The organism is Anaerolentibacter hominis, from assembly GCF_032380675.1.
Classification (GTDB): Bacteria; Bacillota; Clostridia; order Lachnospirales; family Lachnospiraceae; genus Anaerolentibacter; species Anaerolentibacter hominis.
In genome coordinates this window covers 109,661-120,847 of record NZ_JAWDIX010000006.1, presented here as the reverse complement: position 1 = coordinate 120,847, position 11,187 = coordinate 109,661, and the positions used below count along the sequence as shown (strand labels likewise).

10 protein-coding genes are annotated in these 11,187 nt (G+C 49.5%); 3 read left to right on the top strand and 7 right to left on the bottom strand.

Annotation, left to right across the window (positions count from 1 at the left end; translation table 11 throughout):
- Positions 1 to 317 precede the first annotated feature (317 nt).
- The 3 genes from ABCW47_RS14850 to ABCW47_RS14840 all read left to right on the top strand — a co-directional run bounded on the left by ABCW47_RS14850 (position 318) and on the right by ABCW47_RS14840 (position 3,064).
- On the top strand, positions 318 to 710 hold the full coding sequence (locus ABCW47_RS14850; protein WP_343210721.1) for a BlaI/MecI/CopY family transcriptional regulator: 393 nt from the start codon (positions 318 to 320) through the stop codon (positions 708 to 710).
- A gap of 175 nt (positions 711 to 885) precedes the next feature.
- Positions 886 to 1,977, top strand: a complete 1,092-nt coding sequence (locus tag ABCW47_RS14845; protein ID WP_343210720.1) for an immunoglobulin-like domain-containing protein — start codon at positions 886 to 888, stop codon at positions 1,975 to 1,977.
- Between the two features lie 13 nt (positions 1,978 to 1,990).
- Positions 1,991 to 3,064, top strand: coding sequence for a hypothetical protein (locus ABCW47_RS14840; protein ID WP_343210719.1), 1,074 nt, complete (start codon positions 1,991 to 1,993; stop codon positions 3,062 to 3,064).
- A gap of 71 nt (positions 3,065 to 3,135) precedes the next feature.
- On the opposite strand, the gene ABCW47_RS14835 is transcribed toward ABCW47_RS14840, so the two are convergent.
- From ABCW47_RS14835 to ABCW47_RS14805, 7 genes are all read right to left on the bottom strand, one after another.
- Complete coding sequence (locus tag ABCW47_RS14835; RefSeq protein WP_343210718.1) at positions 3,136 to 5,889, bottom strand: leucine-rich repeat domain-containing protein; 2,754 nt, start codon at positions 5,887 to 5,889, stop codon at positions 3,136 to 3,138.
- A gap of 31 nt (positions 5,890 to 5,920) precedes the next feature.
- Positions 5,921 to 6,712: a hypothetical protein gene (locus tag ABCW47_RS14830; RefSeq protein WP_343210717.1), complete on the bottom strand. Its 792-nt coding sequence runs from the start codon at positions 6,710 to 6,712 to the stop codon at positions 5,921 to 5,923.
- Between the two features lie 170 nt (positions 6,713 to 6,882).
- Complete coding sequence (locus ABCW47_RS14825) at positions 6,883 to 7,422, bottom strand: hypothetical protein (RefSeq protein WP_343210716.1); 540 nt, start codon at positions 7,420 to 7,422, stop codon at positions 6,883 to 6,885.
- A 3-nt stretch (positions 7,423 to 7,425) separates the two neighbouring features.
- A complete protein-coding gene (locus ABCW47_RS14820) occupies positions 7,426 to 7,923 on the bottom strand; it encodes a signal peptidase I (RefSeq protein ID WP_343210715.1) in 498 nt (165 codons plus the stop codon).
- Between the two features lie 52 nt (positions 7,924 to 7,975).
- Positions 7,976 to 9,637, bottom strand: a complete 1,662-nt coding sequence (locus tag ABCW47_RS14815) for a carboxypeptidase-like regulatory domain-containing protein (RefSeq protein WP_343210714.1) — start codon at positions 9,635 to 9,637, stop codon at positions 7,976 to 7,978.
- A 173-nt stretch (positions 9,638 to 9,810) separates the two neighbouring features.
- Positions 9,811 to 10,401 (bottom strand): hypothetical protein, encoded by a 591-nt coding sequence (locus ABCW47_RS14810; protein WP_343210713.1) that lies wholly within the window; start codon positions 10,399 to 10,401, stop codon positions 9,811 to 9,813.
- 136 nt (positions 10,402 to 10,537) lie between these two features.
- Positions 10,538 to 11,182 carry a signal peptidase I gene (locus tag ABCW47_RS14805; RefSeq protein WP_343210712.1) on the bottom strand — a complete coding sequence of 215 codons (645 nt, stop codon included), beginning with the start codon at positions 11,180 to 11,182 and terminating at the stop codon, positions 10,538 to 10,540.
- Between the last annotated feature and the right edge of the window lie 5 nt (positions 11,183 to 11,187).

Sequence of the window (11,187 nt, the reverse complement as noted above, 5' to 3'; positions counted from 1 at the left end):
AGATGTATTATGTCATGCAAAGCATGACGCGCGGCTCACAGCAAGTACGCCGAGGCGTACTTGAAAGCAAACGCCAGCTTGACCGCAGATACAATGTCCCTTATAATATGAAAAAAGGGTTGGATCATTATACAGATTAGGTGTCAAAACAGTGCTCTGCACTGGCTCTGTATCATATATCGATATACAAACTTGTTTATATATCGATATATGATACAGAGCATAGCACCAAAGGTGCTTTTGACACCCTGATCTTGTACTAAAAGTACTTTTGTAATCCTGGCGCAGTGCCGGACAAACCCGAAAGGATGATTAAAATGAAACTCAGCGATACGGAATGGGAAGTTATGAAAGTTCTGTGGTCGGATAAAAAGAAAAGCTTTACGCAGGGTGAAGTGGTGTCCGGCATCCGTAAACGCGGTATAAACTGGGCATCCAATACGATCCATACGCTGCTGGCCCGTCTGGAGAAGAAGAAAGCCGTCCGGGTGGATAAAAGGTCGGTTCCTTTTCACTACTCGGCTCAGGTCAGCCGTGAACATTGCTGCGCTGAGGCTGTCTCCCACTTCCTGGATAAAGCGTTCAGCGGCTCGGCATCCGATCTTCTGAATTCGCTCATCAATGTGGGCAGAGTCTCAAAGGATGAGCTGATCAAGCTGGCCAAGCGTTTCCAGCAGAACGAGGACTACAATAAAGAAAAAGGCAAATGAGCACTCGTAAAGCGGGTGCTTTTTCTATGTGGCATCCTTGTATTATTTCAAATCTGTTAAGCAATTCCGAATTTTTGTTCACAATCTTTTTTCTTTCTTGCATTGTTGAAATAAGTCCCCTATTGTAAAAGTAAGAACAGCTTCTAATTGTCCTCAAATCAGGGAGGTGAACGCATTGAAGAAACCATGGATCTGGCTGCCGCTGGTGCTCCTGCTGGCACTGCCTGTCATTCTGTTTCTGGTTCGTGAAAATCCCGGCTTCCAAAGTAAAGATGAAAAATACCGTTCATCCGTCAACCGTTACCGCAAAACGCATCCAGCCGATCTGACTGCGGCGGACGCCGCGCAGGCCGACGAAGCGGTTTCCTTTTACAGCTATCTGGAAAATCTGGAATTTACCTTCCCGGTCTATGATCCGGATAACGAAAATTACACTGTCTCTCTGTCGATAAACTCGCCTTCAAAGCAGGACTATGTAAGGACCGTATTTAACGACCCTGATTTGATCTGCAAATCTCTTTCTTTTCCATCTCTGACGGAACCGGAGCCAGTGGATGGAACAAAAGAAGAACGCAGGGCTCTGATTCGGGCACTGAACCGGTATATGGCGAAAAATCCGGAGAATATCTTATTTTGTGATCACCATAAGGTTATTCTTCTTGACCGGGGAATTCAATTATTTTTGATTATGCAGGACTTTTCCGGCAGCGAAACCGTAAAGCTGTCCAGCCCCCTCTTAACCAGGGAAAATGAGGAGTGGTTCCGCAGTACCATCTATGACAGTGAGAACTTATGCTTTACCTACTTTTGTACCTTTGACAATGAACATGCCGTGTTAACTGCCGAAAGTGACTGGGATTTTTCTAAGACCTCCAAATATCAGGAGATTGTGGATTCTAATGTTTCATTTGTCCCCGTGGAGCAGATACAGCCCTCAGATCTGGCCTATCGTTCCATGAAGGTTACTTTGATCAATGACTCAGACGCGGAAATCACGTTCCCGGACAAAGAGTGGATTACACTGGAATATGAGAAAGACGGGGTATGGTATCCGGTTCCGCCCCGCTGCCAGAATGCGGATGTCTATCCGCCCGTTGGTGCCTATGACTACTCCAACCGGGGGCCTGTGATAAAAGCCCACTCCTCCGGGACGATAGAGCTAAAAGGCTTCGAGCGGTATGCCACGCTGATCCCCGGCCATTACCGGGCTTACTATAATGTTGTATACGGGCCTTTATACGGAGTGGTGGAATTTGATGTGAGATAGGAGGGAAAGTGAAATGAAGCGATATTCCTTATTTTTTCTCTTATGTGTCCTGTCTTTACTTCTGACCGGCTGCAAGTCCGGTGAAAAAAAAGAGAGGACTGATGCACAAGACGTGATTTACCGAGCTGTTCTGGCGTATCAGGACAGTCATCCCGGTGATCTGCTGCTGCTTCAAGACTCACCATGGAGCATAGAGGGCTATGTATTCAGTCAGGATGTTACCTTTGATATAGCCTTCCATGACGACAGGGCAGCGTCTGTTTCCCTGAGTCCAAACACCCACCAAAACCAGGACTGGATTTCTCACACCTTTTTCTCTGATACTACCATCCCTTTCCAACCGCTCCTTCATGGTTTTTTTCATGTTCCTTCCGGTTATGAAGAAATGAGGCTTGCAATCATTCGGGGACTTCGCGACTATCTCAACATAAACTCTTCCAATATCGTATTCCGGGGTATCTCCAACATGTGTATCAGAGATCAGGGCTTCCGCATGTTTACCGCCTGCGAAATCGTTGATGATAAGCTGTGTATCATGGTACCATTTATGTCCAGGCAAAATGAGGCGTGGTTCCGGGAAAATATTTACGATAGTGAACAGCTGGGATTTTCCTATTTTTGTACGGATGATGGGGACTATGCCCGGCCTGTTGAAATGAATCAGGATACTCTGATACAGGCTGAAACGCAAAATCCTGAATTTCTGGAAGGAGTCCGGGTAAATATTGAAAACCGGATATATTCCAGGAATCTATGTTTCCAGCATGTTTATATGACAATCCGGAATGATACAGACGAGACCCTGTTTTTACAAAATAGCGGCAGCGGGGGATTTCAGCTTTTATACTGGCTGAATGACACCTGGTATCAGGTCCCTCTGCGCTATGAGAATGCTTCTATGATAACCAGCCTTCTGATGCCTTTTGATTATAATTCCAAAGTCGATCCGGAAGAGTCGGAGCAGTTCTATCTCTGGAACTTCGAACGTTTTCCAGATCTGCTTCCCGGCAGATACCGTGTTGTCTTTGAATTAGATTATGAGCGTCACCGTGCAGGCCTGAGCTATGCGGAATTTGAGGTGAGATAACAAATGCCGGCACGCTTCGTAAAACATCTTATTGTACTAAAAAAGCAGCCTCCCGGCTGCTTTTTCTGCTCTTATTTAATGATAAAGTTACAGGGCTTCTCTGCCACACGCACGCCATCCGCTTCAACATAGAACAGCAGACGATAGGTGACCGGATTTGATTCCGCTGCGGATGCCGGGATCACTACCGATACCGGCGATCCTATTATACTGCTTCCCGCCGTATTGGGGAGCCCCTCTATGCTCCAGCCGGAATTGGTCACGGTCTCATATCCGGAAGCCGTTTTCTTCTGTACTTCGACACCAGTTTTTATATTGATGCCGTCTGTGTACAGCGCCTGCATGGTCACGGTAAGATGGCGCTGTTGTGCAGTCTCATCTGTAAACTCCACAACCTTTCCGCCCGCATCCGCCATCATAATGTCTAATAAATACTCCGGCTCTTCCTGAATCTGAAAACGGATACTCTGCGCATTTCCCCGGGCATCGGCCAAAGGATATGCCGCGGACGGACTCTGACATACCTGGGCATATATGGTATACTCTCCCGCATCCAGCTGTCCCGACGGCGTATTGACCGTAAAGGAGACACGGCCATTCTCATCCGGGGCCAGGCTTACCACTCCGCCCACTGAACTGTGGGCCGTTCCCCCGCTTAACACAGTAAAATCCTGTTTCTCTGTCATTCCTGTCTTCTCCAGCCAGATGGCAAGAACCGTCTGCCTGCCTTCCAGGTAAGTATCGCCGGTATAAGCACCACTCTGAACTGCGGCAATAAAGGGAAGGGGATCTCCGGGATACCGCATCACCTCGGCCAGGGGATCTGTCTGCCCCTCCACATTAAATGTGCTCAGATCGGCATAAACCGGATCTGTCAGCGTAATCTGAAAGGTTCCAAGCATAGTCTCTCCCAGGGTAAGAGTTGGTAAGATTGATCCTGCCGCAGAAGCCGCATCGGTCATATCAACCGATATCAGCAGCGTCTCCGCACGTTCTCCCTCAATAGCTTCCTGATACTGTTCTGTTTTAGTACCCATTCTGCAAAACTGTGAGAACAATATACTGCTGGTTCCCTCCGTCTCCACATTATAATAGAAGTAGCCGGGGGTTCCACCTGTCAGGTCAGTCAGCACCAGCGCGGTCCCAACCGGCAGCGGCGCTGCAAAGGAAAGGGTATGAACCAGTTCCGGCGCCGCAGTATAGATTGACTCAAACTGCATAGTAAAGGAGCTTTGCGACGTAACGGTAAGCTCGGTTCCGCCGGCCTGCTCTTGTTTCACATAATGTTTTCCGCTGTAGCAGCCTGCGCCTACTAGATTAGGCACTCCGTCTGCCGCCAGAGATAACAGTTCATCTGCCGCAGGCTGGTCGGACACATAAACCTCGGCGCTTGTCAGCCTGGTCTGTCCGTAACTTACCACGCAGCGATATTTTATACCTTCCGTATAAGCTGTCTGTACGTCGGTCTCCGCAAGGGAAAGCGTATTCAAAACTTCTCCTTCCAGAGGGCCCCACTGTATCGTATTATCCATCGGTATCCCCTTTTCCCACTGGTAGGTGATACCGCTTTCATCCTCTGCAGTCGCCCAGACAGAAGCGGTCCATTCTGTATCGTACAGATACAGGTTCTCCGGTTCTCTTACGATCGAAAAAACATCATATGGCTGATAGCCCGCCGCCTCTGCGGCTAACTGAAACGCCAAATTACTTTTATCGCACTGATAAATACCTGTCTGACCCGGATAAAAAATATCTGTCCCCACCGTCTGCTCTGTCTCCGCAGCAAGAACCGAGACAAATGTGTCTGCGGCGGCCCGATAAACAGGTTCCGATATGGAAGTTCCCACAGCCGGGATTGTATCTGTGGCAGCAGCCGTTTCCCCGGTTTCATTACTGCTGTCCGTTGTATCTGCGGTTCCGTCTGAGGCAGTAGTATCGGTCCCCTGATCCGCCGGGGTCTGAGTTCCGGCGTCCGTACCCGGTTCCATCTCTGCGCCTGTATCCGGCGTTGGTTCTGTCCCGCCATTAGTTCCTGCATCCGGTGCTGGCTCTGTCCCATCGTTGGTTCCCGTATCCGGCGTCGGCTCTGTCCCGCCGTTAGTTCCTGCATCCGGTGCTGGCTCTGTCCCATCGTTGGTTCCCGCATCCGGCATCGGCTCTGTCCCACCGTTAGTTCCTGTATCCGGCGTCGGCTCTGTCCCATCGTTAGTTCCTGTATCCGGCGCTGGCTCTGTCCCATCGTTGGTTCCCGCATCCGGCGTCGGCTCTGTCCCGCCGTTGGTTCCTGTATCCGGTGCTGGCTCTGTCCCATCATTGGTTCCCGCATCCGGTGCTGGCTCTGTCCCTGCACTGGCATCCGGCACCGGTTCGGTTCCCGTATCTGCCGGAATACTCTCCGGGACAAAAAGATTAGTTAATCTCTCAAATCGGGGGGCTTCTGCCTTGCCGATCCCGCTAAAAGCCTGATCTCCAATCCGCACAACAGTAGATGGTATCGTCAGCGTGCCTCCCATCCGGTAACAGTTATAGAAGAGGTACTCCCCTATCGAAGAAATTCCCTCTGTCATTTCAACACCGGTGATCTCTGCCCTTCTGTCATAAAACGGGGCTGGATTTTCCGGCGAATAGTCATAGAGCGGACCCGTACCTTCTATCACCAGTACGCCATCTTCCCGGATACTTCCCTGCACGCCGTCACCCAGAACATACACCTGTGCGCTGTCTCCGGCAAAACTTAAGGAAGCGCCGGAACACAGTACTGTGATCATAAGAATAGATAAGATCAGTACAGGCAGGCTCCTGCCTCGTTTTTCTTTCTGCTTCATTCCGGCACCTCCATTTCTTCTATTTTATATCTTACGGGATCGTAATCCCGTCTCCTGCATTTAACAATATTTGTCCTGCACTATAATCAGCGGCTATACTCGATTTGAAGAACCGGAGTATATAGCAGCTGTTTGCCTGAACGGTCAGCTGTGCGGTTCCTCCTGTCCAGCTCTTCATATAAGAGTTCGTGTTGTCCGGTGCAACAAGCGCCGGGTCCCACTGAATCGGAATCGTCCTGTCCTCTCCTGCCTGTATTTTCACATCTACATAAGAACTGCCCGCGAAATCTGTCTTTTCGCAGAAGACTTCATTTCCCGGCTCCTGGAGATAAAAAGTTGCACTGTAGTTCACTTCGTAGGGAGATGTGGTGGTCAGATGCACCGTCACCTGTGTACTTCCAGCATCCGGGGTGATCTGAATCACTGAGGTCTGCCCTGCCCTGGCCCCATCCGCCTGCAGTCCAGCAGGTATCGTCCCCGCCGTATGTTCTGCTGTTCCTCCGGTTACCGTTACCTGCCAGCTGATCGTCCCGCTGGTAATCTGCACCTCGTTCCTATAATTGCAGAAATGGATAGGAATCCCATCCTTCCAGTCAAACAGCGTGTAGGCAGCACCCGCACTTTCCCGCTTCAGATAATTGCTGGATACGTAAAAATCCTGGGCCTCAGCCAGATGAGAAGAGGCAGAATCCGAAATATATTTTGCAAAGGAAAGACTTCCCATACAGCTCAAAAAGACGACGGCAGTCAGACTGACCGCAATCATCCTTAAGCGTCTTTTGCTTTTATGGCTTTTGCTATCCGCATCTTTCATACTCTGCACCCGTGTCTTCCTGTTTATAACTTCTTTCAAGTACGCCGAGGCGTACTTGCTGCGAGCCGCGCGTCATGCTTTGCATGACATAATACATCTGTGCGGCTCTGCAATCCGCCGGAGGCTTTATCTAAACAGAACCTGTTAGATAAAACTTCCGCTTTCTGTTTCACTTGTTCTCAAGGGGTACTCCCCGTTGCCTGGCTGGCTGCTACTGTCACTGTAATCAGATCAATCTCATCCTGATAAACCGGATCAGACAGACTGGACGGCCAGGTTATTTTTATTTCATAAGAATGGGATACTTTCTGTGTATGGGGCAGCCTGCCGCCCGACATACTGTTTTGTCCCGGATCTGCCTCGGCCAGCTTATTCCATTCTTCCGGCTGGACTAACGGTTCCCCTGTTATCTCAAAGGTAAGGGGCAGATTCCCGGTTGTCTCAAGGGAAATGGAATAAATCTGTGACACCTCGCTTACCCTGTCACCCTCATAGTTGTTGATTAGAAAGGAGTAGATACTGGTATCTCCGGGCTTTAGCGGCCCTATTGTAAATTGAAAGGAAGAAGGTTCCAGATCGGAGGCCATAGATGCCACCAGAGCTGTACCGGTTCCTGTCATTCGTGTCGCATACCGGGAGAGCGTAACAGAAATCAGGACCGAGGTAACCAGCACCAGGTAAACCAGATAAGGCCAGATCCTTCGTTGCTTTTTGCGCACAGCCTATTCCTCCCTTACTCTGCCCTCCATCAGATACGGTACTTCTATCATCAGAAAACCTCCCAGACACAGCAGCATGATTCCTGCCGGGCTCTTCAGAAAATCAATCAGTCTTCCACATCCCGGTATGGCAAATACTACTTTTCCCACAATCTGTCCGGGATCAATTGCTTCATCCTCCACATTGTTGGCGTCTCCCTGTGTGATGACCTTCCCGTCTTCCTTCTTAACAATTCTGTGAGTGACAAATGCCTTACCCCCGTCGTAGGTTACGATATCACCGATCTCGTACTCTTTCTCCCTGTGAATGATAATCAAATCTCCCACTGAAACGGCCGGTTCCATACTGCCGGACGTCACCTCCAGTCTGGAAAACCCAAATAAAAAGGGCGGGTCCTGCCGCAGCATCAGCTGGGCTATCAAGAACCATACATTGATCAGCAAAATCCCGAAGAGGGCTATTGTAATGAGGATGCGGATTCCTTTCCTCAATTTTTTCATTTTTCTCAAATCCTTTCCTGCTGACAGCCTGTTCTCGCTTCCGAAGCATTTGCTATTCTGCTTTTGCCCGCACGGTTATCGTTACAATATAGGAACGATTACTCCCGGCTCCTACCGCGGAATCTTTTTCATCCTGCTCCTTGCTGATCGAAAAAGGCCACTTCCAGTCCAGCCGGTAACAGATTCTCTCACCAGCCGGAATCCGTACCGTTTTATCTTTTAACTCAGCGGCTTCATACCAGCCGCTTCCCATCACATAGCGTTCTCCCCCGTCTGTAATATCCGCCAGCCGGTACCGCATGGGCAGAGAAAAACTCTGTTCTCCCACTTCCAGTGTATAGATGATATCGGTTTCCTCCGGATTCATCAGTTCAAAGCAGTAATATCCTTCCGATCCCGGTGCTAATTTTTCTGTAATTCCTGCCGTCCGGTTATAAAAAATGTCAATGGACGAGACCTGCTTCCAGCTTTTCCCCGATGCGGAATCAATCACATCAAATTTGGTTTCTTCTTCCTCATCTGGATCTGGTGGGTTAATAATCGGCGGAAATACAACTCCTGGTGTATCAGTGCCCGGCGTATCGGTTCCAGGCTCATCAGTCCCCGGAGTCTCATCGTCTTTCCCCGGATCGTCGGGTTTGTCTGAATCCGGTTTATCATCCGGTTTATTTCCCCCGGTATCCTTATCTTTATTGGGAGGGTCCCCTCCGTCATCCGTCTGATCGGACTTATCCGGAGGGGAAACAGGTTTTGTTCCCTTATTATCGTTTTGGTCGTTATTCTCTGTACCAGGCTTTGAAGGCGGATTCTTGCCTTCCTCTGTTTCTACCGGGACAGGTGTCTTATCCTGAATCCTTACTGGTTCCTTAACCGGCGGCGTGGTAGTTCCTTCTGAATTTTCTATGCTTAAATCCGGCAGTTCTTTTGTCCCGTCCGGAAATGTAATCGTTCCGTCTTCCTCCAGGGTGGTTCCGTCACCCGCCGTGTAACCGTCTTCCGGCGGTGTGAGTGTTCCTGAATTATCCATGGCTCCCTGTCCCGGCAGAAGCAGGGTACCGTCGGTGGTGAGCACCGTGCCGCCCGGCAGGATTACAGGCCCGTCGGTGGGTGTAATTTCCTTCTGCCCCGCATACAGACTTCCCTGATCCGAATATCCGGCGATACGTTCCGGAAGGATCTGCACGGAATCCGAACCATCTGAAAGCTGCACCGCTATTTCCACATATAAGATATCCGCGGCTATCTGGATAGAACAGTCTCCGCTTTCACTCTGCTCCCAGTCCACACCGGTAAAATCCTCCTGGCGCTTCAAGGTTACTCTGTTTTCTGCCAGAACCTGCTCTCCATCCATTACAAAGAGGGTATGGTCACCGGTCTCCACATCGGAGAAGAGAAACCGCCCCCGGCTGTCTGTCTGAGTCTCCCTGGGTTTACTGTGAAGCCGTATGGTCTTTCCAGCAAAGGGAGTGCCGTCCGGATATAAAATCTGTCCTGCAAAATGTACCGTCTGCTCTGTCTCCGCCTCCGGCTGGAGAATAATGGTGTCAAGTATCTGTCCCCTGTAATCTCTGGTATGCCTTCCCAGTATGAAGCCAACCATACAGGAGGTAATCATCATCAGGATTAAAAGCACCGCAGCCAGAGGGACCAGCCACGCAGGCCGCCCTGATCTGGTTTTCTCGGAAGGTATCTTATTATCTTTTTCAGAGTCCATTCTGAAAGCGCTCCCTTCCTGTGATTCAAAATCTGTCTATCAGTTCCAATTGTTTTTCAGCCCTTGGCAGAATCTGCCGCCCGCGGCCTGCTCTGCCAGGGGCTGAAATGCCCCCGGTTTATCAATAACATTCTATCCGGCACAAAGGATAGGATTCGTGGCTGGCGTAATTATTACGGAGCTACTGGTGCTGTAATTGCCTGTTCAGCAGTTAAAGCAAGGGTAAAGGTACCAGTTCTCTCAGCTTCTGTTGCTTTGCTGCCTATCGCTGTATCTGTATCGCCTTCAATCCATTTCCAATAGATTGTTTTATTAACCTCTGCAACATTAGCTTCTGCTCCTGCTGCTACATTACCGAGTGTAATTTCGCCAGTTATTTCTGTTGCGCTGGCTGCATCACTATCATAAAATTTAATAGGAAGGCCTTTTAAACCAGTAGTATCCAGTTTCGCTTTTAAAACAGTGTCAACTTCTGTACCCGTTGCATCAACACCTACTACAATTGATCCTGTAGATCCGGGAGCAATCTTTCCAGATGCCACATTATCTTTGTTGGTACCTGTGTCTTCCAGGTTAAAAGTAAAGTTACTAGTTTGTGTTGCTCCATTTGCGCTAACAGCAACCGCCCACTTAGCAGCGCTTCCAGTACCAGTACCGGTAACGGTCGTAGCGTACTTAGCCAGAGTTCCTGACATAAGGGATGTAGTCACCAGCGTTAATGCCAGTGCCAGAACAGCGAGATTTCTGATTTTGTTTTTCTTCATTTTGATATCCTCCTCATGGAATTTAATGTTTGAAAACCCTTCTTTCCTGCCGGCCCGGTTTCCCCAGGCTCCCGCAGGTGAAATTATTTTTAACTGTCAGGCCGTGTGCCCCGGCTTTCACAGTGTATTACCTTTCCTATGCCTGATGGATTTGATTTTCCCCCGGCTGATTTTCTTTCTGCGCTTTGAGAGCCGCCAGCTCTGCTTCCAGCTCTTCGGTCCGTTTCAGTTCCTTCTTCCCGTTTAACCGATGCCGCAGGACATCCCAGAGTACAAACAGCAGCAGCGGCAATACGATAAAGACGATCATGCCGGTGGTACTTTGCATGAACATGGCGAAATTTCCAAGTCCCGCCAGATGAACTCCCATGTAGGTTCCTTCCACATCCTCCGGCGCTACCGTGGTACTGTCGGTGGTATTGTTGTTATCGCCCTGGGTTACGTATCTGGTCTGGCCCTCTTCCTGCACGATTTCCTTGATCCGGTGGGTTACCGCCTGACCGGATACCTGATAACAGATCACATCGCCCGCTTTCAGGCTGTCTGTATCCACGGATTTGATCAGGATCAGATCCCCCGTGTTAAAGGTGGGCTCCATGGAGCCTGAGAGACAGATGACCGGTTTGATCCCCAGAAAGTCCGGTATCTCATCCGGTCTTGTGTAGGTCTTGATAATCAGCGTCAGGTTCACTATGATAACTGGTATCAGAATGACACAGAGCAGAATGCTGATTATGGTGCCTGCCACAGAGTGTTGTTTCTTTTGCTTTGTTTCTTCCATCTGAA